Below are 25,500 nucleotides of genomic sequence, written 5' to 3' on the forward strand. Positions count from 1 at the left end.
TCCGTGAACACCTTCCGAAACCCCCAGGGGATCGCGGCGCCGCTCGCCGCCTACTCGCACCAGGCCGAGATCTCCGGGCAGGTCCGCTGGCTCGTGATCTCCGGCCAGATCGGCATGGCCCCCGACGGCGAGCTCCCCGAGGACCCGGTCGAGCAGCTCGGCATCGCGCTGGACAACGTCACGGCCAACCTCGAAGCGGCCGGAATGCGCCATGAGGACCTGGTCAAGCTGACGTTCTACTTCGCCGGCGAGGTAGATCTGCAGCGTCGGCGCCGGCGGATGGGCGAGTGGCTGGGCGACCTGCGCCCCTGCATGACCGTCATGACGGTGGCCGCACTGGCCACGCCCGCGCTGCGCGTCGAGGTCGAGGCGCTCGCGTGCACCGAGGACATCCCGGCGACACAGAGGAGAGAGCGACAGTGATAGTCCAGACCACCTTGGAAGGCGTCCACACCTTCGAGCAGCCGGACGGGTACGTCACTCACTACCGGCTCTGGGGCGCCGAGACCGCAGCGGACCTCGTGGTGATGCTGCACGGGGGCATGAGTCACGCGGGCTGGCAGGCACCGCTCGGCGCCCGGCTCACCGAACTCGGTGACGACGTCGCCTTCCTCGCCGTCGACCTGCGCGGCTCAGGGCTCAACGCCGTGCGCGGACACATCCCGGACGGCGACCTGGCCGTCCGGGACATCGCTCTGCTGTTGGGCAGTCTCAAGGAAGCCCGCCCAGGAACCCGCATCCACTTGGCCGGCTGGTGCTTCGGCGCCCAGGTGGCGACGGTCGTCGCGGCCGGGCTCGCCGACCGCGACGTACTCGCGAGCCTGCTCATGGTCTGCCCCGGCTTCTTCTTCAACGACCGCTACTCCGACGTGCTGGACCGCTCGATCGACGCCGCCCTGGAGGTCATCGAGGAGCTCGGCATCACCGTCGAGACGACGCGTCCCTTCATCAGGGTGCCACTGCGCCCGACCGACTTCACCGATCGTGCGCAGTGGCTCGCGGCCATCGAGGACGACAAGCTGAAGCTCTCGCACGTGACGGTCGGCACGATCGACTCGTGGGAGGCCATCGCCGTCAAGTCGGAGACGGACTACGGACGCATCGGGCCGCTGCCGGTACGGGCTGTGTTCGGCACCCGGGACAAGCTGGTCGACAACGACCGCGTGCGCACCTTCCTCCAAAGCCACCCCGACCTGGAGACGCACGACCTCGCCGCCGGCCACGCCGTCCACTTCGAGGAGACGGAGGCACTCACGCGCCTGCTCTCGGGCTTCGTGGCCGAGCTGAAGCGATGATCGCGGGAGTCACGCGCTACCGCACGGTCCTGTCGACCCCGGGCGCCTGGGGGTTCTTCCTCCCCGGCATGCTCGCCAGGTTCCCTCTGGGCATGACGGGCATCAGCATCCTGCTCTTCGTCTCCAGGACGCGGGGGGACTACGGCACCGCAGGCGCGCTGTCGGCCGTCTCCGCGGTCGGGTACGCGGTGACCGCACCTCAATTGGCCCGTGTGGCAGACAAGGTGGGGCAGTACAAGGTCCTGCTCTGCTGCGCGGTGCTCTGCGCGGTCAGCGGCGGCGCGTTCGTCGTGAGCACGCTGAACGACGGAACGCCGCTGTGGGTTCTGTTCGTCACGGCGGCGCTGACGGGTGCGGCGACACCCGCGTTCGGTTCGATGGTCCGGGCGCGCTGGAGCGGCCTGCTGGACGGCTCGTCCTTGAAGGGGACCGCCTTCGCACTGGAATCCCTGGTCGACGAGGTCGTCTTCATCGTCGGCCCGGTCATCGCCACCTCACTCGCCGTCGGGGTGAGCCCGGCCGCCGGCCTGGTCGGCGCGCTGATCCTGGTGTGCGGCGGCAGCGTCCTGCTCTCGTTCAGCCGGCGCACCGAGCCGCAGCGCAAGCCCGGCCCCAAGTCCGGCAGGAGCGCCCTGTTCCTGGGACCGGTCGCCCTCGTGGCGGCCCTGAACCTGTGTTTCGGCGGCATGTGGGGCTCGGTCGACATAGCCACGGTGGCGTTCTCCGGTGAGGAGCAGCAGCCCTTCATGGCGGGGGTCCTGCTGGGGATCTACGCGATCGGCAGCTCTGTGGCGGGAGTGGCGTACGGTGCGCGGGAGTGGTCGGCTCCCCTGCCGCGGATCCTGTGGGTCTCCACCCTGATCATGGCGGTCGGCATCCTGCCGATGCTCGTGGTCCACACCTTCACCGGGGCCGCCCTCGTGCTCCTCCTGGCGGGTTCCAGCTCTTGTCCGGCCATGATCGTGGCGATGATGCTGGTCGTGGACGGAGTGCCCGCCTCCCACCGCACGGAGGCACTGGCCTGGCAGTCCACCGCTCTCTGGCTCGGGGTGTCCATCGGTTCCTCGGTGAGCGGCCACCTCGCGGACTCCCGAGGCGCGCAGGCCGCCTACGCCTTCGCGGCCCTCTGCGGCGGCGTCGGCTTCGTGGTCGCCCTGGCCGGCGGCCGACGACTGCGTCCGGTACAGGCCGAGCCCATGGACCCCCCAGCCGCTGACGACCGTCTGAACCTCCCCACCGAGTCAGGTATCCGATGACCACGATGACCACCAACAGCTACATCAGTCCTCCTGTCACCACGGCAACCCCTCGATGGGTGGCCGACCGGATCGGCGCGACGGCCGGACACCCGGACACGGCGGTACGCGAGCGCGTCGCCCTACGGACCGCGGACGCGACCGTCACCTACGCCGAATTGTGGGAGCGCGCACAGAAGTCCGCCGTCGAACTGTCGACGCTGGGAGTGGGCGCCGGTGACCTCGTCGGTCTGCGGCTGCCCTCCGGCCCCGGCGCGGTCGTCGCCATGCTGGCGTGCTGGCACGTCGGCGCCGCCTTCCTGCCCATGGACGCCGGGGCCCCCGACGCGTACCGCGATCGGCTGCTGAGCCGTTCCGGAGCCCGGGCCTTATTCGGCCCCGACGGCCCCCGGGCACTCGCCGACACCGCTCCCGCCGCGCGTCCGGCGACCGGCCGCCCCCGGGAGCGGGCGGCCTACGTGATCTACACCTCGGGTTCGACCGGCACCCCCAAGGGAGTGCTCGTCGGCCAGGACCCCTTCGCCGACCACACCACCGGAATCGGCGACCTCCTCGATCTACGCGACCGCGACACAGTGCTCCAGTTCGCGGGGCTCGGCTTCGACGTCGCCCAGGAAGAGATCTGGCCGACGCTCGCCGTCGGCGGCACGGTGGCCTTCCTGGACTCCGCGGACCGCGCCCTGAGCCCGGCGGAGCTCGCCCACCGGGTACGCGACCTGGGTGTGTCGGTACTCCAACTCCCCACCGCGTATTGGCGTCTGGTCTGCGCCCAAATACAGGGGACGGAGGGCGCCGGCCTCTCCTTCGACGGCGTACGCACCGTCGTGATCGGCGGCGAGGCCGCGAGCACGAAGGACATCCACGTGCACCGGAACGGACCGATGGGCCACTGCACGCTGGTCAACGGCTACGGGCCGACCGAGACGGTGGTGACCTGCGCGGCTTTCGTCCTGCGGGCAGACGAGCCCGTCCCGGCCACGACCGGCCTGCCCATCGGCGGCCCGGTGGGCAACCGCCGGCTCTACGTCCTCGATGCCGATCAGCGTCCGACCGAGGACGAAACCCCCGGCGAGCTCTGGGTGGGCGGCAGTCCGCTCGCCGACGGGTACCTCGACGACCCGGCGCGTACCACCGAGCGCTTCCGCCCCGACCCGTTCACCACGGTGGTCGACGCGCGGATGTACCGCACCGGCGACCTGGTCGTACGCCATCAGGACGGCGCGTTGGAATTCCTCGGCCGCCTCGACAATCAGGTCAAGGTCCGCGGTTTCCGGATCGAACTCGACGAGGTGGACCTGCACTTGACGGCCACGCCAGGCGTCACCGCGGCCACTGCGGTGGCCCTCGACGACGGAAGCGGGACCGGGGGACGCATCCTGGCCGCCGCCCTCTCGGTGACCGCGGGCGGCCCGACGGCCGCGCAGATCCGCGAGGATCTGCGCGCACGCCTGCCCTCCCACCTCGTCCCCGGCCTGATAAGCGTCCGCGACGCGCTTGCGCTGACCACCTCCGGCAAGATCGACCGCCGTGCCGTGGCCGCGGTGCTCGCGCAGGAGTACGCGGGTTCCGCACCGCAGGCCACCGCACAGGAAGACCCCGCGGCCGAGGACAACGCACCCACGCCTGCCATGGCGCCCGCGGCCGACTCCGACAGGACGGACGAGGCCGCGAAACTCACCCTGGTCCTCGAACTGGCACGCACCCTGCTCCGCGCCCCGGACTTCGGCCCCGACGACGACTTCATCGCCCACGGCGGAGACTCGCTCGTCGCTCTCCGGGTGAGCGGCGCGATGCGCGAACGCGGTTGGCACCTGCGGCCCTCGGACCTCCTGACGGCGGGCGACGCACGGTCCGTAGCGACCCGCATCGTGCCGTGCTGAACGGGGAGCGCGGTACCGACGTGACGAGCCGCCGGCCCGGCCGAAGATCAAATCAGCAGACCAACAAGCACAACACGCCAGTCCGATACGCCGAGGGAGAGGTTTCATGACTGCCGTACCCGTCCGTGACCAGTTGGCGGCCTGGATCGAGAGCGAGGAGTTCTCCTGCCTGGGGGCCAAGTCGGCCCTGCGCCGCGAAAGCCTACGCCAGGCCCACGTGGGGGTCATGGGCACCGAGAGTGCGACGGCCGCGCTCCACGACGCCCTCACCGAGTTCGTCTCGCACGACCTCAACCCCGAACAGAACTTCGCCACCATCGTCGCCGTCTTCGAGGGCCCGCTGGGGCTCCCGGAGCCCGACTTCCACGCATTGCTGTGGCGGCAGCTGACGGACCTGCACGCCTTCGACGGCAACCGCGGTTTCGCCTGGGCGGAAGGCGCGGATTCGGATCCCGACTCCCCGAAGTTCGGTTTCAGCGTGGCCGGGCACCCGTTCTTCGTCGTGGGCATGCACGAGAACGCGTCGAGGATCACCCGGCGCTTCCCCTTCCCCGCGATGGCGTTCAACTCACACCACCAGTTTCGCCGACTGGTGGAGAACGGCGTCTACGGAGGTCTCCAGCGCCGCATACGTGAGCGCGAGATGCGCCAGCAGGGTTCCATCAACCCGAACCTCGCGGAATTCGGCGAGTCGTCCGAGGTGCGGCAGTATTCGGGGATGCAGACGGACGCGCAGTGGCAGTGCCCTTTCGCCCCTCGGGACGCATCAGCCGCAGGACCCGCGGCCACGCACCGGTCCGACGCGTGAGCAGTTCGCACGGCTCCGTGCTCAGCGTCAACGTCGGCCGGGCCCGCGCGGTGCCCTACACGGACGCCCCGGGCGGCGCGACGGGAATCGACAAACAGCCGGTGGACGGGCCGGTCCGGGTGGCCCCGGCAGGGCCACCCGGGGTCGCGGGCAGCGGAGTCAGCGGTGACTCGGTGTGCGACCTGCGCTTCCACGGCGGCACCTGCCGCGCCGTCTACGCCTTCGCCCGGGAAGAGCTGGACGAGTGGCAGCGGGAGCTGAACCGAGAGTTGGGCAACGGCTCCTTCGGCGAAAACCTGACTGTCCTCGGCCTCGACCTCCGCCACGCGCTGATCGGAGAACGGTGGCGGGTCGGCCGCGACACCGTTCTGGAGGTGACCGGCGGACGTATCCCCTGCCGCACCTTCGCCGGCTGGCTCGACGAGAAGGGCTGGGTACGCCGTTTCACACGCGCCGGGTCCCCCGGAGCGATGCTCCGCGTCATCGAGGCGGGCGACGTCAGCGCGGGCGACCACATCACCGTCGAGCACCGCCCGGACCACGATGTGACCGTGTCCCGCCTGTTCCGCGCGGTGACCACGGAACGGACGATGCTGCCCGACGTACTCGTGGCGGCGCCCTGGATGGAGCGCGAACAACTGGAGATCGCCCAGCAGTACACCGCCAAGTACGCCACACGCACGGACCGATAGTCCGCTCCCCCACACCCCCGGCCCCGACCCCCATGGCGATGCGGGGCTCCGGATCGAGGGCCCCGTTCGGCTCTCGCACCCCTGACAGGTCGGCGGGGGCTCGTACGACATCGTGATGGAGTCGACCGGGTGCCGCGCCCTCCCCCTGGCGCTCGCCCGGCGGGGTACCTGCCAGATCCCGCGGCACCGGCCGCATCCGAATCGCAGGCACCGGTCGCGCCGCGTATCCGCTATGGATGTGGGCCCGCCGGGGCTGTGCACCGGGTGCGGGTCAGCGGGCGATCGAGATCGCGAAGGGCGCATATCCGCCGGCCCGAATCACGTGGGGTACGAACAGCATCGCGGCCTCCGTGGCGCGGGCGGTCCCGATCCCGCCGAGATCAGTGATCCACTCCTTGCGCCAGCCGAGATCGACGAGCAGTTCACGGACGGCCTGCTTGGCCTGCGGATCGTCACCGGAAAGGAAGGCGTCGGGTGCCTGGGCGAGCATCGCCGGTGCGGTCATCACCGGGAAGAGCATGGTGTTGAGTGTCTTGACGACGCGCGTTCCGGGGAGCGCTTCCTGCAGTTGTTCGGCGAGGCTTGAACCGGGATAGAGCAGATCGGCGGGCAGCCCGTCCGGGCCGTCGACGGTGGCGTTGGACACGTCGACGAGGATCTTGTCGCGCAGTTCCCCACGCAGGGCGGCGAGCCGGTCCAGCGAGCCGGCTCCCGGGGTTGCGTTGATGACGATCTGCGCTGTCCGGGCAGCGTCGGCGGCGGCGCCCGGCGTACGGTCCGCCACGGCCACCTCATGCCCCGCCCGGGCGAGGGCGGTGGACAGGTTGCCTCCGACGCGGCCGTTCCCGAGAACTGCGATCGTGGTCATGATGATTCGGTCTTCCTTCCGTGCGTGCGGGTTGTGGTTCGCGGTCAGCGAGAGAGGGTTGCTACGGCCTCGGCGTGGACGCCGGGGGCGGCGGCCAGGAAGCTCTCGCTCTTCGGGGTCCAGGGGCGCCCCTCGGCATCGGAGATCTGCCCGCCGGCCTCGGTGACGAGCAGCGCCCCGGGCAGCAGGTCGGCGCGGGCGCCGGCGAACTGCCAGAAGGCGTCGACCCGGCCGGCGGCCACGTCCAGCAGGTGCAGGGTCGCGGGCACGGCGGCGCGGACGACGAGCGCATCGAAGAGCATCGCGGTGATCGAGGAGCCGACTCGCCGCACGACTTTCTCATCCTCGTCCGGTCGGGCTTGGCTGGTGGCCACGATGCTCAGGCCGAGTTCCGCGGTCTGGGAGACGTGCAGCGGTCGGCCGTCGAGGTAGGCGCCCGCGCCCGTGGCCGCGGTGTAGGTCTCGCCGGTCAACGGCAGGTGGACCGCGGTGAGCACCGGCTGGTTCTCCCGCACGAGGGTGGCGGTCACCGCCCACTCCGGCAGGGCGTGCAGGTGGTTGACGCTGCCTTCGGCCGGATCCACGACCCACCACTCGCCGGGCGGCAGCGCTCCGCCGTCCAGTTCGTCCTCCACCCATCCTGCGTCCGGCCGCAGGCGCGAGAGGCGGGGGCGCAGGATGTCGAGGGCCGTGTCGTCGTTGGCGGCGAGCGCGCGCATCAACTCTTCGCGGGTCTCGTAGCGGACCACCCCGCCGAAGCGCTCGCGCAGCGCCGAACCGGCCGCGCGCACGCTGTCCGCGGTTTGGGCGAGCAGGTCGGCGTCGGAAGAGACCAGGCCAATGGTCTGAAGCGTTTCGGACATGGTGGTACTCCTGTCGGAGAGGGGTTGATGAGGCAGGTGGCGGCCACGCTGTGCGTTCCGTCTTGCGCTTGTCTCGAAGGTATCCAGAGCGGCAATTAACATCAACTGCATGTAAAGCACGGCTAGGATTACTCACATGCAATTGGACTTGAATCTGCTCACCGCACTCGACGCGCTGCTGGAGGAGGGCAGCGTGGCCGGGGCAGCCGCACGCCTACATGTCACGGCCCCCGCCATGAGCCGGAGTCTGGGCCGAATCCGGCGCACGACCGGGGACCAGATCCTCGTACGCACCGGTCGCACGATGACCCCGACGCCGTACGCGATCGCCGTCCGGGAACAGGTACACGAGCTGCTGCATCAGGTCCAAGGGGTGCTGGCGCCGAGCCGTGAACTAAACCTGGCGACCTTGGAACGGGCTTTCACCCTCCGCTGGCACGATTCCCTGGTCGCCGCGAGCGGCCCCGCACTGCTCTCGGCCGTACGCGGACAGGCGCCGGGCGTGCGATTGCGCTTCGTCGCGGAATCGAGCACCGACACTCCCGCGTTGCGGCGCGGCGAGGTGGACCTGGAGGCGAACGCCAACCCCCCGAGCACACCGGACATCCGTGCCGAGAAAGTGGGCGAGACCCGCCTCGTCGTCGCCGTCAGGCAGGGGCACCCCCTCACCCGGGTCAGGACCCTCACCGCAAAGCGGTACGCCGCCGCCGAACACGTCACCGTCTCGCGACGCGGGAACCTCGGCAATGCCCTCGACGACGCCCTCGCGCGGCTGGGCCTCACCCGCCGCGTGGTGGCGACCGCGCCCACCGAAGCGGCCGCGCTGCGGTTCGCGCGCGGCTCCGATCTCCTGATCAGCGTCCCCGAAGCCACCTCGCGCTCCGCGGTCGCCGACCTCGGCTTGGTCGTGCTCCCGCTCCCCATCGAACTTCCGCCGGCGTCCGTATACCTGTCGTGGCATCAGCGCTACGACACCGACCACGCCCACGCCTGGTTGCGCAAGCTGGCACGAACCGCTCTGACCATGAACGGCGCCTCATAGCCCCTGCTGCAACGTCAGCGGCGGCCTGTCCGTGCGCGTGCCCGGCGCGGGAGCTGCCAGGACTCGGTGCTGAGCTCTCGGCAGGAGTGAAGCCCCCGGCAGAAGTGGTTGGTCTCGTCGCCGGTCGGCTCTTGCGCCGCGTCGGTCGCATCCGGGCAAGGAGCCTCTCCCTCGTGCGAGGGAGACGCCCGAACGCTCGCGCCACCCGAGCGGTGGGCAGTTCGGATCTGGGTGGGCCCCGCGGCCGCCATTACCTGGGTGGTAATCGCGTGGTCGGGCGGGGCGCGGCAGAGTGGAGACATCGGGTTCCGGGACGGCGCCCTGCGGCCCAGGACCCGAGACAACTCGCCCGACGTGTAGGGCACTTCAACCGACCAGGAGTTCTGTCATGACGATGTACGACGCTGCCGTCGCCCGCTACTTCGAAGCGTGGAACGCCCCTGACGCCGACGCTCTCATCAAGGCGGTCGCCGCAGCCTGGGCCGAGGAAGGCACCTACACCGACCCGCTGGCCGACGTGCGCGGTCACGAGGCGATCGCGGCGGTCATCCGGGCCGTACACGGGCAGTTCCCCGGCCACGAGTTCAAGCCGGTCGGTGAGGTGGACGGCAACCATCACATCGCCCGCTTCCGCTGGGAGTTGATGTCCACCGCCGACGGCTCCGCTCCGGTGGCCGGATCGGATGCGATCACCCTGGCCGAGGACGGCCGGATCACCTCCGTCCTCGGCTTCCTCGACCGGCTCCCCTGGGCATGACGTGCGAGGCACTCGTCGGGCAGGTCACTGCACCTCGATCCTGGCCTTCCATGGAACGATCACCAGTGGACAGACTCGGCCCTGGTCGGCGCGGCAGCGAGGCACGACGGTGATGGTGGCGACGCCACCGCGTTCCGCGTGTAAGACCGCTGCCGCGTCGCCGCTCGGTGTCGTACTGTCGGAGGTACGCCGGAGTACGGCGGGCTCACTGGACGTCGGAGTCCCCCATGTGTAAGTGAGTCCGTCAACGCGGTGATGCGTGAGCCGCACTTCGACGTCACCGCCAGGACTCGCGGTCACGGTCCGGCCGGCGTCGGCGTTCGTGAGCACCATGCGCTGGGCGGACCGGGCTCGGTCGGGTACCCGGCCGAGGGCAGTCGTCGGCCCCGCGGCAGCGGTGACTGCGAGCAGGGCCAGAGCCAAGCCCCATGGAGCGGCGGACCACTTCGTTCCCACGATGATTCCCTCTCTGCGATCCCGCCGGACCGGAAGTCACTCCGGACGGCAACAGCAGCGCCATCCTTTCGGGCCGCTCGACCCGGCACCGAAGAGTCGAGCCGGAAATCACCCGACCGGCGGCGGCCGTTCGGTCGGTACGACGCCGTTCCGGACGGAGCACTGTCGCTGCCCGACCGGGTCGGAAGCGATCACGAAATCCAGGGTGTCGATGGGTTCGTCGCGCAGGAAGCGCAGTACGAGGTGGGCGTATTCCGCGTCGCGCTCCAAGTGGGCCATGTGGTCGGCTTCCTTGATCAGGACCAGGCCGGCGCCGGAGATGGTGTCGGCCACGTCTTGATTCTGCTGCGGGGACGTGGTGATGTCGTGCTCTCCCGTGAAGACCAGAGTGGGGACGCGGACGATGCCACCGGGCGGGATCAGAGCGGGGTCCAGCACACGTCGGTGGCAAGCGGCGTGACGTTGTGCCTGCCTCCACGTCGTACGCAGTGCCTGTCGTCGCAGCAAGCGCTGTACGACGACCGACTGCCTGACGCGGTCGGGCTCGTCGGTGTTGACCAGGTACCGCACCAGCAGGTCGGCGTGGTCGGCGTTCCCCGAGCACGGACCGTCGAGAGGCTGTCCCGGCTCCGGAGCTGCTTTCTCGATGTGGTGGACGGCTTCCAGCAAGAAGGCCCGCATAGCGCCCGTGACCCGGTGGGTGGCCCCCGCCAGTAGGAGGCGGCTCACACGGCTGGGGCAACGCTGGGCCAGCCGGTAGGCGATCGGCACTCCGTAGGAGGCTCCGAGGACGTTGACGCGAGGCAGGCCCAATTCGTCCAGCAGGTGCGTGGCAGCGGTGGCGCGGGGACGACGATGGCGTCGGCGAGCGAACCGTCGCTGCCCCACGCCACCGGCCCCAACGCCCCCTCGGCATGCGCCGGGCCGGCCTCGAGAACGACGGCGCCGGCCCCCTCGCCGAAGATCGGAGCGGTCGCACGATCGTCGGGATTGACGATGGAGGTCATCGCCTCGGCGCCCACCACGAGGACGCGGCCCGCCGCACCCGAGGCGATCAGGCCGGCAGCAACCGTACAGGCGTAGACGAATCCCGAGCAGCCTGCCATGACGTCGAACGCCGCCACCGCGGGCAATCCCAGACGGTGCGCGACCCACGGCGCCGTCGCGGGACACGGATGGTCAGGAGTACTCGATGCCAGCACCACCGCGTCCACGGCATCGACCCAGGCGGACGCCATGGCGCGCGCACCCGCTTCCACCGCCATGTCGCCCGTCGCGATGTGCGGGTCCGCGATCCGGCGCTCGGCGATGCCGATGCGCTCACGGATCCACTGGTCCGACGTATCGATCCGGGTGCACAGCTCACTGTTGGGAACTCGGCGCGGCGGCAGCCACGCGCCCAGGCCGGTCAGCACGGCAGCGGCACCGGGGCCGGGACCAGGGCCAGGGCCGGGACCGCCATCCGTGGCACCGAGGATGTCCGTCACGGATGCTCCATTGCTCGGGCGGCGCGCAGCCGGAAGTCGACGTCTGCCTCGCTTCCACGCGAACCGCGCTGATCGGCAAATTCATAGCCAAACGCTCACCGCCACACCCCCACAGCCACACCGGGAAGGCACCACTACCCCCCGAAAGGGCCGGCGCGTCCCACGCCGAGCGGCGAATGCGCGCCCGGCGAAGGCGGCGTGGCTCGCCGCCGCAGCCCCGGGGAGGCGACGCCCGGACGCACCGGCAGTCGCTGTGGAGTGCGGGGGCACGCGGTTCCCTGATGGCGGAGCTCGATCGCCTTGCATCCGATCAGCCGTCGTGTCCCAGCGATCCGCAGGCCCTCTGTCTGTGGGGGGGGCTCGTAAGTCCCCTGGTTCTTTGCGAGGTGACCCCTGCGAACCGGCTTGGACTACGAACGGCAACGATCCGATCCTCGGACTGGTTTCCGCGCGGACACGGTGGTGCCGGCGGACGGGACCGGGCGTCGGCTCTTGACCAAGGGATCGGGTCCCAGGGGTGCCTTGCGACTCACTCCCGGCACCGACCGCTACCACCACGAACGGGCTGTGAAGCCGGAGGCAACACTCTTTTTCAAGACCTCTGGGGCCGGGTAACGGGTAGCGATCTACCGGCTTCGCTGCCCATTAGGTAACGGGGGGCCGGCCCGGCGGCTGATCGTCGGGGTGCGGTAGCGGGTCATTGTCAGTGCCTGATGACACCCTCGGGGTATGAGTGATGCGTCTTTCAACTGGCACGAGTTCCTGGGGCGGTGGCAGGAGGAGTGGGTCCCGCGCCTGGATGCGAACGAGGACGACGAGGGCGGTCTGAGTGTCGAACTCCCCGGCCGGCCCGGCGCGGACGAGTCGACGATAGCGGCGACCGAGGAGCGGTTGGGGCGGCGGCTGCCGCCCTCGTACCGGGCGTTCCTGGCCGTGAGCGACGGATGGCACGTGGACCAGGCGGCCGGGGTCTACCACCTCGGCGGCGCCGCGGACATCGACTGGTTCGGGGATCCGTTCGACATGACCCCGATGTACGAGGAGAGCCTGGGCGACGACCCGCGCCAGGAGGACGTCCTGATGGCCGGGATGTGGCGTCGGGCGCTCCAGTTGGAGACGGACTCCGACATGACGTACGCCCTCCTCGACCCGGGCGACACCGGCCCGGACGGCGAGTGGGCGCTCTACGTCTACCAGGGCTGGAGCGGTGAGTCTCCGGTCCGTTACCCGTCGTTCCGGGCGTACATGGAGGCCATGTACCGCAGCTTCCACGCCGATCGGGTGGGGCGGGCCGACTTCGTGAACGCGACCACCCGCGCCCAGGACGCTCGTGTCGAGGAGGCCCGCCTGCTGGCCCTGCGCGGACGGTACGAGGAGGCGCTGCCGATGCTGGAGGAGGCGGCGGCCTTCGGACGGCCCCGCAGCGCCTTCCTGCTGAACCAGCTTCGGCAGTTGTCGGCCCGCGGCAGCTTCCGTGGGTACGGCGACCTGGTCGCGGACCCGCGCTACCTTCCGGAGATCCTGCCGGTGGAGGCCATCGAGCCCGCCCGCGGCCAGTGGCGGCTGGGCGGCGACGACCATTGGCTGGGGATGATGGTCGCGCGCGGGGCCGCCCGGGAGTCCGCCGGGGCGATACTGAACGGGATGCGGGACGGCACCTACCGCTATGCGCCGGCCGGGGCGTGGGGCCGGTCCGTGGCCGAGGCCTGGGAGGTGGCCCGCTGGGGGGAGACCGACACCGCGTGGCGGGTGCTGCGGGAAGGGTTCCCCTCGTGGGAGGCGCCCGGGCCCTGCCTGATCGCCCCGGTCGGCCTGCTCGCCGATCCGGTCCTGGGTCCGCTGGTCACCCCGGAGCGTGGGCGGGAGCTGCTCTCGACACCGCGGTCCGGGGAGAGGGGGCCTGTTCCCGAGCCGCTGCCCGATCTCGACCCGCCGGGCCTCCTGTGGCTGACCGAGACCGTGGGGAGCCGCCGGCCGGAAGGCGGGTACCGCTGCGTCTGGATAGAAGGGGGCCACCCCTCCCGCCTGCCCGCCCTGATCGGCGAGGAGGGTGCCGTACTGAGCCCGCCCACGGATCGGTTCGGGTCCTGGCGGGTGTTCCGGCGCGACGAGCGCGAGGACGTGCCGATGTGGGAGGACCGGGCCTTGGCCGCCGTCGGCCGCACCGCCGGAGGCTGGGCCTTCGCTTTCGACGGCGACGCCCCCCACCTGAACGAACGGTTCGTGTCCCCCGCTCCGGCCGCCTCCGCCGCAGGCCGCGCGGTGGTGGTGTGGCGCGAGCCGAGGCGCTCCTCCGTCGGTGGGGGCCCGGCCGCGTTCCACCTGTCCGTGGCCGAAGGGGGCGAGGAGGTGTTCTCGTGCACCGTGCGGGGCGCGGAGATCGAGCGCTCCGGCGCCATGCCCTGCGCTCTGGACCCCGTACGTCTCTTCCGCCCGCAGGACACCGAGCCCGAGAACGAACGCCGGGTGCTGGAGGCTCTCCACGCCGAACTCGGGCTCGCGCTGCCCTGCCTCGCGCTGACCCGGGGCAGGCTCAGCACCTTCACCACACGCTCCTGGACGCGGGCGCCGCGCGAGGGCGAGCCCTTCGCCTACCTCAGCTTCTCCCGGATCCGGCACACAAGGGGAACCGTCGGGTGAGCGCATGCCCGCGTGGTCCCAAGTCAGGACGCCGTTGTCGCTTGTCTGCTCGCCGAGTGTCGTGCCGTCCCCGGTGAAGTGGACGGTCTCGAAAGGGGACTGCTTGGATCTTCGGCGGCCCAAGGGGTCGTGCGTATACCGCCAGACGGTGCCGTCCGGTGGCGTCACTGCGGTGAGACGGTCCTCCGCGTCCGATTCGTGGTGGCAGGTGTCGGGCTTGCGGGAGAGCCGGGGCTTTTGCCGCAGGACGATGCGACCTTTTGTTGTCGTGTTCGTAGCGGACGGCGCCGGCCGGCTGCGTAGGAGGACGACGGGCGACGATGTGGATCACAGGGAGTGGAGCAGGGCGAGGGTCTGCCGCAGCTCGTCCCGCAGCGCTCGTCCGGCCGCCTCGGCGTCCCCCTGTACGACGGCGTTCACCAGGGCGGCGTGCCCCGTGTCGCCGTGGTTCGGATCGTCGGAGCGCAGGTCGAGCAGCTCGACCAGATCGAGCAGCCGTTGCCGTAGCACCGGTACGAACTCGGTGAACAAGCCGGTAAGTACCGGGTTGTGGGCTGCGGCGACCATGACCTGGTGCAGGGCGATGTCGGCCTCTACGAACTCGGTGTTACCGGCGTTCGCGGCGTCACGGCGCCTGGCCAGGGCCTCGTGGAGGGCGGTGATGTCGTCCTCGGTACGGCGCTGCGCAGCCAGCTGCGCGGCCTCCACCTCAAGGAGCATCCGCACCTCGTAGACGTCCGTGATGAGCGCCTGGCGGAGCTGGGTGGACCAGTCCTCCTTGGGGTGGGACGCGATGACGAACACACCGGATCCCTGGCGTGCCTGCACCAGTCCCGCGCCGGCCAGTGCGCGCAGGGCCTCACGGACGGTGGAGCGGCCCACGCCAAGGGACTTGGCGAGGGCGGTCTCGCCGGGGAGCTTCGTCCCCACGGTCCACTCGCCGTCGGTGATCTGCTCGCGCAAGTGTTCCGTGGCTTGTTCGACCAAGGGTGACGGGCGCAAGGCGCTTAGCGACATGTGGGGTTCACCTTTCGCCTACCTCTCGGGTTGTCTGAGGAGCTGAGTTGTCGTTACTGTACCTCGCATGCTGCCGCACGAGTTCCTTCTCCTTGGCTGCCGCTGCGGGGCCTGACACGACCGGCACCCCGCAGCGGGGTACCGGGCTGTGCCGGTCACACGATGGCCGACCGAAGGAACTTCAGGACCCCATGGCAACTCCCTCTCAGAGCACGACGTTTCCCACCCTGCGTACTCCCGCCGGTGACATCTCGGCGGATGCGCCGCGTTGGAACCCCCAGCGTCCGAGCGCGATGCCGCACCACCGTTACCAGCCTGCCCACCAGCGGGTCGCCCTGCCCCTGACAGACCGCACCTGGCCCTCCCGACGGATCGAGCGGGCACCGTTGTGGGTGCCGGTCGACCTGCGCGACGGCAACCAGGCGCTGGCCGAGCCGATGGACACCGAACGCAAGCGCCGGATGTTCGACCTCCTGGTAACCATGGGCTTCAAGGAGATCGAGGTCGGCTACCCGTCCGCCAGCCAGACCGATTTCGATTTCGTACGGCACCTGGCCGACAGCGGCACCGTCCCCGACGACGTGACCATCTCCGTGTTCACTGCGGCCCGCGAAGACCTGATCGACCGGACCATCGCCTCCGTCGAAGGCCTCCCCCGCACCCTCGTACACCTCTACACCGCGACCGCGCCCACCTGGCGGAACGTGGTCCTGTCCCGCTCCCGCGCGGAGGTCCACCGGCTGATCCTGGACGCGGCCGGCCACCTGCTGCGCAAGGCCGAACAGCGGCCGGGCGCCGACATCCGGTTCGAGTTCTCCCCGGAGGTCTTCAACCTCACGGAGCCGGACTTCGTCCTGGAGGTGTGCGACAGCCTGACCGAGCTGTGGGAGGCGAGCCCCGACCGGCCTGTGATCCACAATCTGCCTGCGACCGTGGAGATCGCCACGCCCAACGTATACGCGGACCAGATCGAGTACATGGACCGCCATCTGGCGCGCCGCGACTCGGTGATCCTCTCCGTCCACCCGCACAACGACCGCGGCACCGGAGTCGCCTGCGCCGAACTCGCCGTCATGGCGGGGGCGCAGCGCGTCGAGGGCTGCCTGTTCGGCAACGGCGAGCGCACCGGGAACGTCGACCTGGTGACCCTGGCCCTCAATCTGTACGCGCAGGGCGTGAACCCGATGGTCGACTTCTCCGACATCGACGCGGTGCGCGAGGTGGTGGAGCACTGCAACCGGCTGCCGGTCCACCCCCGCCACCCCTACGGCGGCGACCTCGTGCACACCGCCTTCTCCGGCACCCACCAGGACGCCATCACCAAGGGCATGGCCCACCACGCCAAGCAGGCCGCCGAGCAGGGCCTCGCCGCCGAGGAGGCGCCGTGGGCGGTGCCGTACCTGCCCATCGACCCGGGTGACATCGGCCGTACCTACGAGGAGGTCATCCGCATCAACTCCCAGTCCGGCAAGGGAGGCATCGCCCACCTGCTGCGCACCCACCATGGCTTGGACCTGCCCCGGGCGATGCGTCCGGACTTCTCCCGCACGGTGCAGCACGTCACCGACTCCACCGGCCAGGAGCTGAGCCACAAGGAGCTGTGGGAGCTGTTCCGCACCACCTACATCGCCCCGGCTCTGGACGGCAGTATCGCCCTGGCCTCCTGGAACGCCACGGAACCCGCCCCCGGCGAGCACCGGTTGACCTGTACCTTGCGTATCGGCGGGCAGGAGCACTCCTGCCACGGCGCCGGCAACGGACCGCTGTCCGCCCTCGCCGACGCACTGCGCACCGTGGGCGTCGGCGTCGACATCCTCGGCTACACCGAGCACTCCACCGGCAGCGGGCCGGGCAGCCCCGCCGTGGCCTACGCCGAGTGCCGTGTGAACGGCGTGACCTGCTGGGGCGCGGGCTGGGACACCTCCGTCCTGACCGCGTCGGTCCACGCGGTCATGGCCGCCGTCAACCGCTGCGAACAGGCATCCTCGTGACCACAGCACCGGTACTCCGGGCGCAGGACGTGGAGGTCGTCCGCGACGGCAGCGCGATCTTGAGTGACGTGTCTTTGACCGTACGGGCCGGCGAGCACTGGGCGCTGCTCGGCCCCAACGGCGCGGGCAAGACCACCTTGCTCGCTCTCCTCGGGGCGCTCACCCACCCCACTCGCGGCACCGTCGAGGTATTGGGCCACCGGCTGGGACGTGTCGACATGCGCCAACTGCGGTCCTCCGTCGGACACGTCAACCCCCGGCACGACCTGCGCTCCTCCCTCAGGGTCCGCGACGTGGTGCTGACCGGCGTCACCAACTCCCTCGAACGCGTTCCCCGCTGGACCCCGACCCCCGAGCAGGTCGCCCTGGCCGACCGCCTCATCGAGCTGCTCGGCCTCGGCGACCGCCGCGAGGCACGGTGGCCGACCCTGTCACAGGGCGAGCGGGGCCGTACGCTGATCGCCCGGGCGCTCATGCCCAGTCCGCGACTCCTGCTGCTCGACGAACCCGCGACCGGTCTGGACGTCGCCGGCCGCGAGCAGCTCATCGACCGACTCGACACGTTGCAGCAGACCTACCCGGACCTCGCCTCGGTTTTGGTCACCCATCACCTGGAAGAGCTCCCTCCCGGGACGACCCACGTGCTGCTGCTGCGCGAAGGCCGCGCTCTGGCCTCCGGGCCCGTCGACGATGTCCTCACCAGCGACCAGGTCAGCAAGTGCTTCGACCACCCCATCCGGCTCACCCGCACCGACGGACGCTGGACCGTGACGGCCCGCCGCGCGCCCCGGCCGCACGTCGGCTGAGGCGGCCGGTAGCGGTGGTGCGCGCCGGCCGACGCGCACCACCGCTACCCCGTCCGTCAGGCCGGCGACCTCCCGGCCTTCTCCACGGCGTCCCGCACCAGGCCCCAGTCCCCGCCGAAGTGGTCCGCCGGCGCAAGCAGCCGGCGCTCGACGCCGAAGCCGACACAGCTGGTGGACGCCGGTTTGCCGGCCGGCAGCGAAATGGAGCACCGCCCACCGCAGGACGAGGCGGCACTTGAGGCGTGCCCCGGACCCACGCGGGCGCTCTCTCCCTGTAACGTCCTCCCGGTCAACCACGTCTGACGCGGTCGCCTGCTGTCGGAACCGTCGAGCCGTCCGGAACGTCGAAGTTCTGGCTCCGGTGAAAGGGGTGGTCGGCGTGTTGTGTGCGAGGGCGCGGGGTCTCAGTCTGCTGCGGCTGAGGCTCGTGCCGGTACTGGTCGTACTGGTGGCTGCGGCGACCGCCTGCGTGAACGACAGTGATGTCCACGGGGGTGCCGGGCCGCAGGGTCCGTCGCCGCTCGTCTCCACCGGGCGTGCGACCGGCTCCGGCTCGCCCGATGCCCAAGAATCAACATCGGGTGCCTCGCTGTCCTCTGCTGTGGCTTCGCCCCCGAACGACGCGAGCCCGCGCCCTGGTGGCTGCGTCTCGGGTGCGGTGACGGTCACCATGCGGCCCGGGGAGTTCGCCGTCCAGCGGGTGTGCGTGAGGGTCGGCGCCACCGTCACGGTCGTCGTGCCTGCCGGCCCGAGTGGCGCTTGGCCGGGGCCGAGCACGAGCACTCCGATGCCGGCCGTGATCACTGCGGCCACGACCGATACGGAGGGCACGGGCCACGTCACCCTTCGCGCGGCCCGGCCGGGCGTGGCCTTGGTGACCTGGGGGACACAGGGCGCGCCCGTGTTCAGCCTGCGCCTAGACGTGGCCGCCTTTCAGATCCCCTGACGGCCGGTGCGATCTCCGTGAGGGGGCCGCACCGGCCGTTTGGCCACGGGACCTGGTCAGTCGTTCGTGCGGCCCCTGAGGCGCCGAGCGTCGAAGGACCAGATGCCGCGTCCGTGGGTGGCGGCGTACAGGTTGCCGTCCGGGCCGAGGCGCAGTTGCATGACGGCCGTGGTGGGCAGTGCGTTGCCGAGTACCTGCCACTGGCTCGCGCCGGCGGGGCGGTAGAAGACGGCCAGGTCGGTGGCGAGGGAGAGGCCTGCGCCGGGTACGAGCTTCACCGAGTTGGCGGGGACATCGGGCAGGTTCGCCGAGATGTCGGTCCAGTCGGCCCCGCCGTTCTTCGATTCGAAGACGTGGCCGACGCCTGCGCCGGGGCCTTCGGTCCATTTTCGGGAGAAGCCGTTGACGGCGACGTACACGTGCCGGGCGTTGGCCGGGTCGACCTCGAAGCCGGAGATGTAGCGGTTGGGGACGGCGCCGTCGACGGGGAGGTTCAGCTGGTGCCAGCCGGTGCCGTCGGCGTTGCCGGTCGCGATGCCGCGTGCGAAGTCCTGGTTGTTGCAGGGGCCGCACCAGCCGGCGTAGACGGTGCCGCCGGAGGAGGCGACGGCGGTGGCCACGTGGCCTTCGCCCAGGTCGTAGGCGTTGTTCCACTCCGTGCCGGAGCGGATCGCGAAGCCCTTGTTCTGGACCCACACGTGGCGGCCGCCGGCCACCCAGGTGTTGACGTCCTTGGCGTCGGAGGCGATCGGCGCGATGAAGCGGGCGCCCGCGCCGCCGAGGTCCTTGTCCGGGGGTGCGACCTCGTACTCGGTGGCCTTGGCCGGGTCCGTGGCCCAGGAGCCGTTGTTCACCCCGCAGTTCTGGGTAACCCACATGTCGAGGTAGACGTACTCCTCGGCGATGTCGCAGCCGTTGTTCGGGTCGGTGATGGTGTCGCCGCCGTCACCGCCGAAGTCGGATCCCATCACCTTGTCGCGGCCGCGGAGGATGGACTGGCCGTTGTCCTGCAGGCCGCCGGTGACCGAGACGCCGCCGTAGGCGAGGTCCTTGCCGACGCCCACCGAGTAGAACTGGAGGGTGTCGATGGTGCCGTCGTTCAGCGACTGCCAGTCCTTGGCGTGGCCGCCGGAGTCGACCGCGCCGTTGACCGGACGGCGGTAGATGCCGCCGTCGTTGCCGACGTACGCGTAGGTCTTGCCCTTGTACGTGCCGATGGCGACCGCGTGCTGGTCGGAGTGCGTGGTCGGTGAGCAGTCGCCGGTCTGCTTGGCCGGGTCGATGCTCCAGCAGGGGAAGGGGAAGTTCCAGTACGGCCCCGGGGTGATCCAGTTCGCGCCGCCGTTCTTGGTCTCGAAGACCTCCTCCAGGCCGAGGTAGACGTGGTCGGCGTTGGCCGGGTCGACCTGGAGGAACTGGTTGTACCAGGACTGGATGCCCGGCATGTAGCCGTCGCCTTGGAGCGCCGAGCCGGACGCCTTCAGCTTGGGGTAGTCGGCGATCTGCGTCCACGGCCCGAAGGGCGAGCCGTTCTTGGACACGTAGACGCCCTTCAGCCCACTGTTCGGGTCTGCGGCCAACTGTGCCGGGGACTGGTCGATGGCGTACATGCGCGAACCGTCCGCGGCGGACGCGAACGTCACGTTGCCGACGTCCTCGTGGTTCGTCGGCAGGTCGCCCATACCGGCGGCCGGCTGCCAGGTGCCGTCACCCTGCTTGGAGTAGAGCCCGTTGTAGGTGTCACCGCCCCGCCAGCCGACCGCGAGCAGCACCTTGGACGGGTCCTTCGGGTCCACGGCGATGTCGTTGGCGATGTTCTTGTACGGTGCGCTGGGGTCGGAAGCCTTGGAACCGCCGGGCAGATAGTCCGGGTTGGGAGCGAACTCCAGCTTCCACGGGCCCGACAGTGTGGTAGTGGAGTGCGACCACACGCCCCGGCTGGTGGCCGCCCACACCGTGGTACCGGCGAACCGCAGGGCGTGGATGGTGGTGCTCTCCAGCTCCGCACCGCCCACCCGGCCGCCGGGCTGGAACTGTCCGTGCCGCGGATCGGCCAGCACGTAGACACCCGTACCGACGTATGAGGTCGCGCCGGTGTTGGACTCGCCTGTGGCGTACCAGAGCCGCTTGGAGCCGTCCAGGGCGAGGGTGCCCGTCGACAGCGAGGGCAGCTTGTCCGCGATGGGCTCCCACTGCCCGCCGCCGGTCTTCGACCGGAACACCCCGCCGTTGGCGCCGCCCGCGTACACGTAACCCTGGTCGTCGGCGGCGACCCCGGTGATGCGGCCGGTAACATCGCCCGAGCCGCCACTGGAGTTGGAGTTGAGGTCGCGGTAGCGGGGGTCGTCGGAGTTGTACGCCTTCTTCGTGACGTGGTTCCAGTCGCCGCGGGTGTGCTGCATCGACTGCAACTGCGCCCAGGCCGCCCCGTACGCGCCGGGCGCGACGACGCCGGGCGCCGTTCGGGCCTCGGTGTACTGGGCGGTGCCCTCGGCGGAGTTCTCCGCTTCGTCGGAACCGTCGTCCTCGCTCCCGGATGCCGCGAACGCGGACCTGCCGTGAGCGGCGTTCACCGCTCTGGTGTGCTGGCGGCCGATGTCCGCCTGGTGGCGCGCGTTCCAGGGCCGGGGTCGGGTGTCACTGGACGCTGCGAACGACTGGGTGCCCACCAGTCCGAACGCGGCGGCTACGACGGTGCAGGTGATGAACCGTCGCCGATGCCGTTGAGGCATCATGCGCTCTCCTCCCTACGGTCGGGCACCGGATGTGGCCCGACGCGGGGAGATCTTGGCGTGTCCGCGACAGGCGGGAAAGGGGGGCGGGGAAAAATGAGCCGGAGTTTGCCATTCCGCTCTGAGGCGGGCAATCGAGGCCGCCGAGGGACGCCTCGTCAACGAGCGCGGCGGGTACAGCCGGATGGTCCGGCCGTACCCGCTGGGGTTTTCAATGCTGTGCGCTCGGCGTGCGGTGGGCGGGGAGCCGAGGCCGGGAACGACCGCAGTTGTCCCAGGTGCGTGGACCGGGCGAGCACCCCGACGACTTCCGAACCCGTCCCCGCCCGAGAATCAACCACGTCCAGCGCTGGTCACACTGGCGCCGCAGACGCCAATACCCAGCCCGCACCAGCCACTACAAACGACGTGGCCACACACCACCGGAAACCATCGAACCATCAGAACAAACACCCGTGCAGTACCAGGACGTTCATCGAAAGTATTTCCGGAGCGGTCATCGGGCCACTCCGCTACGGTGCGGCCATGGCGAACTTTGTACTGATAGCAGGTGCGCGGCTCGGATCGTGGGCGTGGGACGATGTGGTGCCGCATCTGCGCGCGGCCGGCCATGGCGCCCACCCGCTGACGCTGTCCGGTCTCGCTGAGAAGCAAGGTGTGCCGGCTGGTCAGCAGACTCACGTACAGGACATCGTTGATGAGGTCGAGCGCCAGGACCTGCGTGAAGTCGTTCTGGTAGGTCACAGTTACTCGGGTGTCCCAAGCGGTCAGGCAGCCGGGCGGATCGGCGACCGGCTAGCGCACGTGGTCTTCCTTGATTCCAGTGTTCCGGCCGATGGTGAACCGTTCGTCTCCACTTGGCCGGACGGCGGGGCGATGGTGAGGGAATCGATCGCCGCGAACGGAGGATTCTGGCCGGTCGCGCCTGCGGCCCACTTCGAGGGGCACGGTCTCACCGATGAGCAGATCGCGCGGATCGTGGGCGGTGCGACGCCGCACCCGGGTGCCACGCTGACCGAACCCGCTGTGTTGGAAAGGTCGCTCGGCGACCTCCCGACGACTTACGTCAAGTGCACGCTAGGTGACCCCGAGCCGAGCGGCGACGTGGCCAAGCTGCTGACCAATGGGCACTGGCGTCTGATCGAGATGGATACCGGCCACTGGCCGATGTTCTCCCAGCCACGCGAACTGGCGCAGGTCCTCCTCGACACAGCCGGGGCGTGACCGCAGAGCCGTGCTTGCGGACGACTGGATGGTGCAGCGGATCCCGCGCCGGCCGCAGACAAGCGGCGTTCTTCCGGGAGGCGTACGCCTTGTCGGCGCACACGCGACCTGGCCGGCCTCGCGGCGGGTGCCCCCACAGGGTGGTGCGGTACTTCCCTGTGGCCACGTCCCACATTTCGACGCGCTGTCCTCGGTGGCCTTCAGCCCCGACGGCCGTACCGCTTGCCACCGGCAGCGCGGACAGGACGGCCAGGCCGTGGGACGTCCGCCGGCCCCCGCCCGGCGAGGCCATCAAGACGATCTGCCGCGCGGTCGGCCGCGACCTGACCCTCGCGGGGCGCACGGCGTACCTACCGGGGCGGTCCCCCGGCCCCGTGTGCGGCTGAGCGCCGGGTGTCGTACGCCCGACGAGGCGTGTGGGGGGACCTGCGGTTGGACGGCACCGACCGGCGCCAACGGGTTCATGCCTGCATGAGTGTGGGTTCGGGAAGCGGTGGCGTCGAGGGTACGACGGCCGTGGGCGCCGGCTTCGGGCTGTCGGACGTGAGCAGGCCGTGTCGGTGGGCCAGGTACCCGAGCTGGAAGCGGCTCGTCGCGCCCAGTTGGCGCATGAGTGCGGAGACGTGGCGCTGGCAGGTCCGCACGGAGATGCCCAGGGCGCGGGCGGTGGCACGGTCGTCGTCGCCTTGCACCAGGTGCTGCAAGATGGAACGTTTCGCCTGGTCGGCGACGTCCTGGATGAACGCCTTTTCGCGCGGTTGGCTGAGGTGCTCGCCAGTGGCCCAGAGCAGTTCGATCATCTCGGCCACGAACGCGACCAGATCCGGGCTGCGTACGAGCAGCGCCCCGCCCGTCGCGTCCTGGAGAGGGAGGACGAGGAGGGTCCGGTCGAAGACGAGGCAGCGGAGCAAGCCTCCGGAGACCGTTCTCGCCTCGGCTCCCAGATCGGCCAGCTCCGCCTCGTACCGCACGGTGGGCGGGTCGAAGCGGGCAGAGTGCTGGTAGAGGGTGCGGACTCGGACTCCGCGGGTCAGCAGGATCCGGTTGCGCTCGTGCGCACGGCGCAGGTCGGCGGTCGGCTGGGGGCCGCCGGGCTGGGCGCTGAGCACCTCCTGGTCACATTCGGCCGCTTGCTGGTCGAGTATGCGTCGTAGTTCGGCGGCAGATTCGATCCGCTCCAACGGCGGCCCCTGGAGGGTGCGTTGGCGGGCGGCGTGAACGATGGCGAGTTCTGCCAGTTGTCCCCGCATGCGCAGCAGGTCGAGTTGGGCCCCCTGAACCCTCTCCTCCCACCGTTTTAACAACTCCTCCGATACCTCCACTGGGTTGGCTGCTGCGAAGCAGTCGGGCCCGATCTGCTGCACCAGGCCGGCGGCGAGGAGGGACTCGAGGGTCAGGCGGGAGTTGCCGGGAGCAGTTCGGGTGTACAACTGACTCGTTCGGAGGGGGCCATGTTCAGCGAACTCACGATAAAGGTTCATTTCCTCGGCGGTGAGCTCCCTGGGTCGGTCGCGGTCCTGCGGGCGTTGCAGTGCGGCTGTTTCCATGTCGCTGCTCTCTCGTTCACATCCGTCGCGACCGCGATGCTAAAAGACTCTCGACCACCGCGCCCGCACCGGGAATGTGTATCAGACACGCTTTACCGGGCGGGTGGCGTTCCCACGACGGGCTCATGTCCGCGCGCGATCCGGGAAGGTAGCGGGTCTTACCTGGCGGATCGCCGAAAGCGGGCACCCCGCGCGGTTGGCTCGGGATGCCCCGAAATGCGGCTGAAACTTACCGCAACTCCTTGCCGTCGTCTTTCCGACAGTCCGCAATACGACGGTCGGACCCTGTTGGCGACGGGCGGACCGCTCCTGAATGCTGAACACGGCGCACCGGTCCCGGATGCGCGCCGCGCACGAAGGACACACCGATGTGAACCCCAGACGATCGGCCGGACCCGTTCCGGCGCCACCGCTCAGTCGTTCGCCGGATGGACCACTTCGACCCCCTGGTCCCGCAGCATCTCGATGGCGGGGGAATCGGCGGGGGCATCCGTGACGACGAGGGCGATCTCCTCCATCGAACAGATGCGGCCCAGCGCACTGCGGCCGATCTTGTCGGCGGTGGCCACGAGGATCACCCGCTGCGCGGCGGCCACGGCGGCCCGCTTCACTTGGACGTCGTCAAGGTTGTAGGCCGTGGCGCCTTGGACCGGGTCCACGCCGCAACAACCCAGGATGAAGGTGTCGAAGCACAGGTCCTTGAAGGTCTGTACGGGGGCGTGGCCGTAGAACGAGAGCTCCTCGGGGCGCACTTGCCCCCCGGGCATCACCAGTTGGACGCCGGACTGCCCGGAGAGGGCGAACGCGGCGTGCAGGGAAAGGGGGGTGACCGTGAACTGCCGGCCCGCCATGGCTTTGGCGACGGCCACGGCGGTGGTGCCGGTGTCGAGCGCAACCGTCTCACCGTCGGTGAGGAGGGCGACCACGGCACGGGCCAGCCGCTCCTTGGCCTGCGAACCGGACATCGCCCGGATCGCATAGGGCGGCTCGACGCCACCGGGCAGGCTGCTCACGGCGCCGCCGCGCACCCGGCGCAACGCCCCTCGGGACTCCAGGACCTCCAGGTCTCGCCGGATGGTCATCTCGGACGCCCCGGTGGCCTGGGCCAGCTCGGCGACGGTCGCGCGGTTCTGCTTCATGAGCAGTCCCACCACGAACTTGTGCCTCTCCATCACGTTCATGTGTCTGCTTTT

20 protein-coding genes and 1 pseudogene are annotated in these 25,500 nt (G+C 70.2%); 12 read left to right on the forward strand and 9 right to left on the reverse strand.

Features of this window, described 5'->3' with window-relative positions; all coding sequences use genetic code 11:
* The first annotated feature begins 3 nt into the window (after nucleotides 1-3).
* The 6 genes from ACV7NM_RS01550 (at nucleotide 4) to ACV7NM_RS01575 (ending at nucleotide 5,931) form a co-directional block, all read left to right on the forward strand.
* Complete coding sequence (locus tag ACV7NM_RS01550) at nucleotides 4-423, forward strand: RidA family protein (protein WP_463408487.1); 420 nt, start codon at nucleotides 4-6, stop codon at nucleotides 421-423.
* Nucleotides 420-1,295: an alpha/beta hydrolase gene (locus ACV7NM_RS01555; protein WP_463408488.1), complete on the forward strand. Its 876-nt coding sequence runs from the start codon at nucleotides 420-422 to the stop codon at nucleotides 1,293-1,295. The genes ACV7NM_RS01550 and ACV7NM_RS01555 overlap by 4 nt, the downstream gene beginning before the upstream one ends.
* On the forward strand, nucleotides 1,292-2,551 hold the full coding sequence (locus ACV7NM_RS01560; protein WP_463408489.1) for an MFS transporter: 1,260 nt from the start codon (nucleotides 1,292-1,294) through the stop codon (nucleotides 2,549-2,551). Before ACV7NM_RS01555 ends, ACV7NM_RS01560 begins: the two co-directional genes overlap by 4 nt.
* A gap of 5 nt (nucleotides 2,552-2,556) precedes the next feature.
* On the forward strand, nucleotides 2,557-4,431 hold the full coding sequence (locus ACV7NM_RS01565; protein ID WP_463408490.1) for a non-ribosomal peptide synthetase: 1,875 nt from the start codon (nucleotides 2,557-2,559) through the stop codon (nucleotides 4,429-4,431).
* A gap of 106 nt (nucleotides 4,432-4,537) precedes the next feature.
* Nucleotides 4,538-5,239, forward strand: coding sequence for a guanitoxin biosynthesis heme-dependent pre-guanitoxin N-hydroxylase GntA (gene gntA / locus ACV7NM_RS01570; RefSeq protein ID WP_463408491.1), 702 nt, complete (start codon nucleotides 4,538-4,540; stop codon nucleotides 5,237-5,239).
* A complete protein-coding gene (locus tag ACV7NM_RS01575) occupies nucleotides 5,236-5,931 on the forward strand; it encodes an MOSC domain-containing protein (protein WP_463408492.1) in 696 nt (231 codons plus the stop codon). The genes gntA and ACV7NM_RS01575 overlap by 4 nt, the downstream gene beginning before the upstream one ends.
* Before the next feature lie 271 nt (nucleotides 5,932-6,202).
* Here the strand turns inward: ACV7NM_RS01575 and ACV7NM_RS01580 are convergent, their stop codons facing one another.
* Together ACV7NM_RS01580 and ACV7NM_RS01585 are read right to left on the reverse strand one after the other, a co-directional pair.
* Nucleotides 6,203-6,799: an NADPH-dependent F420 reductase gene (locus ACV7NM_RS01580; RefSeq protein WP_463408493.1), complete on the reverse strand. Its 597-nt coding sequence runs from the start codon at nucleotides 6,797-6,799 to the stop codon at nucleotides 6,203-6,205.
* Nucleotides 6,800-6,843: 44 nt separating this feature from the next.
* Nucleotides 6,844-7,662: an inositol monophosphatase family protein gene (locus ACV7NM_RS01585; protein ID WP_463408494.1), complete on the reverse strand. Its 819-nt coding sequence runs from the start codon at nucleotides 7,660-7,662 to the stop codon at nucleotides 6,844-6,846.
* A gap of 136 nt (nucleotides 7,663-7,798) precedes the next feature.
* On the opposite strand from ACV7NM_RS01585, the gene ACV7NM_RS01590 reads away from it, so the two are divergent.
* Nucleotides 7,799-8,704 (forward strand): LysR family transcriptional regulator, encoded by a 906-nt coding sequence (locus tag ACV7NM_RS01590; RefSeq protein WP_463408495.1) that lies wholly within the window; start codon nucleotides 7,799-7,801, stop codon nucleotides 8,702-8,704.
* Nucleotides 8,705-9,092: 388 nt separating this feature from the next.
* Nucleotides 9,093-9,461 carry a nuclear transport factor 2 family protein gene (locus ACV7NM_RS01595; protein ID WP_463408496.1) on the forward strand — a complete coding sequence of 123 codons (369 nt, stop codon included), beginning with the start codon at nucleotides 9,093-9,095 and terminating at the stop codon, nucleotides 9,459-9,461.
* 564 nt (nucleotides 9,462-10,025) lie between these two features.
* Here the strand turns inward: ACV7NM_RS01595 and ACV7NM_RS01600 are convergent.
* Together ACV7NM_RS01600 and ACV7NM_RS01605 are read right to left on the reverse strand one after the other, a co-directional pair.
* The gene (locus ACV7NM_RS01600) at nucleotides 10,026-10,688 is read right to left on the reverse strand and encodes an alpha/beta fold hydrolase (protein ID WP_463408497.1); all 663 of its coding nucleotides are present in this window, start codon (nucleotides 10,686-10,688) and stop codon (nucleotides 10,026-10,028) included.
* Nucleotides 10,643-11,404 (reverse strand): ketoacyl-ACP synthase III, encoded by a 762-nt coding sequence (locus ACV7NM_RS01605; RefSeq protein WP_463408498.1) that lies wholly within the window; start codon nucleotides 11,402-11,404, stop codon nucleotides 10,643-10,645. Before ACV7NM_RS01605 ends, ACV7NM_RS01600 begins: the two co-directional genes overlap by 46 nt.
* 729 nt (nucleotides 11,405-12,133) lie before the next feature.
* Here ACV7NM_RS01605 and ACV7NM_RS01610 point away from each other — a divergent pair.
* Nucleotides 12,134-14,044 (forward strand): SMI1/KNR4 family protein, encoded by a 1,911-nt coding sequence (locus ACV7NM_RS01610; protein WP_463408499.1) that lies wholly within the window; start codon nucleotides 12,134-12,136, stop codon nucleotides 14,042-14,044.
* On the opposite strand, the pseudogene ACV7NM_RS01615 reads toward ACV7NM_RS01610, so the two are convergent.
* Nucleotides 14,045-14,336: pseudogene (locus ACV7NM_RS01615) on the reverse strand (RHS repeat domain-containing protein); the annotation flags it as partial.
* A 35-nt stretch (nucleotides 14,337-14,371) separates the two neighbouring features.
* The gene (locus ACV7NM_RS01620) at nucleotides 14,372-15,061 is read right to left on the reverse strand and encodes a FadR/GntR family transcriptional regulator (RefSeq protein ID WP_463408500.1); all 690 of its coding nucleotides are present in this window, start codon (nucleotides 15,059-15,061) and stop codon (nucleotides 14,372-14,374) included.
* A 191-nt stretch (nucleotides 15,062-15,252) separates the two neighbouring features.
* Here ACV7NM_RS01620 and leuA point away from each other — a divergent pair, with 191 nt between their 5' ends.
* Nucleotides 15,253-17,052 (forward strand): 2-isopropylmalate synthase, encoded by a 1,800-nt coding sequence (leuA, locus tag ACV7NM_RS01625; RefSeq protein ID WP_463408501.1) that lies wholly within the window; start codon nucleotides 15,253-15,255, stop codon nucleotides 17,050-17,052.
* Nucleotides 17,049-17,858 carry an ABC transporter ATP-binding protein gene (locus tag ACV7NM_RS01630; RefSeq protein WP_463408502.1) on the forward strand — a complete coding sequence of 270 codons (810 nt, stop codon included), beginning with the start codon at nucleotides 17,049-17,051 and terminating at the stop codon, nucleotides 17,856-17,858. Before leuA ends, ACV7NM_RS01630 begins: the two co-directional genes overlap by 4 nt.
* A 1,002-nt stretch (nucleotides 17,859-18,860) precedes the next feature.
* Here the strand turns inward: ACV7NM_RS01630 and ACV7NM_RS01635 are convergent.
* Complete coding sequence (locus ACV7NM_RS01635) at nucleotides 18,861-21,539, reverse strand: glycosyl hydrolase (RefSeq protein WP_463408503.1); 2,679 nt, start codon at nucleotides 21,537-21,539, stop codon at nucleotides 18,861-18,863.
* Nucleotides 21,540-22,061: 522 nt separating this feature from the next.
* Here ACV7NM_RS01635 and ACV7NM_RS01640 point away from each other — a divergent pair.
* Nucleotides 22,062-22,760, forward strand: coding sequence for an alpha/beta fold hydrolase (locus ACV7NM_RS01640; protein WP_463408504.1), 699 nt, complete (start codon nucleotides 22,062-22,064; stop codon nucleotides 22,758-22,760).
* A gap of 461 nt (nucleotides 22,761-23,221) precedes the next feature.
* Here ACV7NM_RS01640 and ACV7NM_RS01645 read toward each other — a convergent pair whose 3' ends face one another.
* On the reverse strand, nucleotides 23,222-24,190 hold the full coding sequence (locus tag ACV7NM_RS01645; RefSeq protein ID WP_463408505.1) for a helix-turn-helix transcriptional regulator: 969 nt from the start codon (nucleotides 24,188-24,190) through the stop codon (nucleotides 23,222-23,224).
* Between the two features lie 530 nt (nucleotides 24,191-24,720).
* Nucleotides 24,721-25,488 (reverse strand): DeoR/GlpR family DNA-binding transcription regulator, encoded by a 768-nt coding sequence (locus ACV7NM_RS01650; RefSeq protein WP_463408506.1) that lies wholly within the window; start codon nucleotides 25,486-25,488, stop codon nucleotides 24,721-24,723.
* Between the last annotated feature and the right edge of the window lie 12 nt (nucleotides 25,489-25,500).

The sequence above is a fragment of the Streptomyces sp. Tek67B01 genome, assembly GCF_055231995.1.

What these genes read in the sequence shown, in the direction of transcription:
- ACV7NM_RS01590 (WP_463408495.1), top strand. Translation starts at nt 7,799, where the DNA reads ATGCAATTGGACTTGAATCTGCTCACCGCACTCGACGCGCTGCTGGAG.
- ACV7NM_RS01650 (WP_463408506.1), bottom strand. Translation starts at nt 25,488, where the DNA reads ATGAACGTGATGGAGAGGCACAAGTTCGTGGTGGGACTGCTCATGAAG.
- ACV7NM_RS01595 (WP_463408496.1), top strand. Translation starts at nt 9,093, where the DNA reads ATGACGATGTACGACGCTGCCGTCGCCCGCTACTTCGAAGCGTGGAAC.
- ACV7NM_RS01620 (WP_463408500.1), bottom strand. Translation starts at nt 15,061, where the DNA reads ATGTCGCTAAGCGCCTTGCGCCCGTCACCCTTGGTCGAACAAGCCACG.
- ACV7NM_RS01580 (WP_463408493.1), bottom strand. Translation starts at nt 6,799, where the DNA reads ATGACCACGATCGCAGTTCTCGGGAACGGCCGCGTCGGAGGCAACCTG.
- ACV7NM_RS01565 (WP_463408490.1), top strand. Translation starts at nt 2,557, where the DNA reads ATGACCACCAACAGCTACATCAGTCCTCCTGTCACCACGGCAACCCCT.
- ACV7NM_RS01560 (WP_463408489.1), top strand. Translation starts at nt 1,292, where the DNA reads ATGATCGCGGGAGTCACGCGCTACCGCACGGTCCTGTCGACCCCGGGC.
- gntA (WP_463408491.1), top strand. Translation starts at nt 4,538, where the DNA reads ATGACTGCCGTACCCGTCCGTGACCAGTTGGCGGCCTGGATCGAGAGC.
- ACV7NM_RS01635 (WP_463408503.1), bottom strand. Translation starts at nt 21,539, where the DNA reads ATGATGCCTCAACGGCATCGGCGACGGTTCATCACCTGCACCGTCGTA.
- leuA (WP_463408501.1), top strand. Translation starts at nt 15,253, where the DNA reads ATGGCAACTCCCTCTCAGAGCACGACGTTTCCCACCCTGCGTACTCCC.
- ACV7NM_RS01585 (WP_463408494.1), bottom strand. Translation starts at nt 7,662, where the DNA reads ATGTCCGAAACGCTTCAGACCATTGGCCTGGTCTCTTCCGACGCCGAC.
- ACV7NM_RS01610 (WP_463408499.1), top strand. Translation starts at nt 12,134, where the DNA reads ATGAGTGATGCGTCTTTCAACTGGCACGAGTTCCTGGGGCGGTGGCAG.
- ACV7NM_RS01640 (WP_463408504.1), top strand. Translation starts at nt 22,062, where the DNA reads ATGGCGAACTTTGTACTGATAGCAGGTGCGCGGCTCGGATCGTGGGCG.